This window comes from Oleiphilus sp. HI0132 (assembly GCF_001635845.1).
Genome location: NZ_LWGJ01001464.1, coordinates 1 through 564 on the forward strand (window position 1 = coordinate 1; position 564 = coordinate 564).

The following is a 564-nucleotide window of genomic DNA, read 5'->3' on the forward strand; positions in this document are numbered from 1 at the left end:
CATCAGCTTTAATGCGGGTATGCTTAGTTCAACAATCTCCAAGCGCTGCTCGGAGTTTAGCTCAGCTAAAGGCTTGATCATGTCAGCAACTGAATCTGCAAGATCACCACCAATCTTTTGAGGTGAACCTTTTTGGCTTGAACTAACGACCTTAAGCTGTTTTTTGACGACAGCTTCCTGTTCATCAAGCAAGACTGCACACATTAAGGCAGGCGCTTCACTGGGTTCGTGAGCTTTACCAACAAGCAAATCATAAGCTGACTTGAAAACACCATCCTGACTAAATGCCGGCTCAAACTCTATCGGTTTATGCTCTACAGGTTTTGCAGATTCAGCTTTTTGCTCGCCTATTGTTGGTTCTACTACTTGCTCACTCCCAGCAAAAGACGATACAGTTTCACCACTACCGGATAAAACACTTGCTTCCCGCTCTAGTGAAGAAGGCTTCATAAAACGGCCGCTCCACCGTGGCATAACTCTGCGAATCCGTTCTTCTAATGGCGGGTGCGTAGCAAAAAACTGGGTGAAGTAGCGCCTAGGAGATCCGATGCGAGAAAAGAACAA

1 protein-coding gene is annotated in these 564 nt (G+C 46.1%); it reads right to left on the reverse strand.

Going from position 1 to position 564, the window contains the following annotated elements; all coding sequences use genetic code 11:
- Positions 1–450 (reverse strand): hypothetical protein (locus tag A3766_RS22615; RefSeq protein WP_156509055.1); only part of this gene is annotated, 450 nt, incomplete at its 3' end.
- Positions 451–564 lie beyond the last annotated feature (114 nt).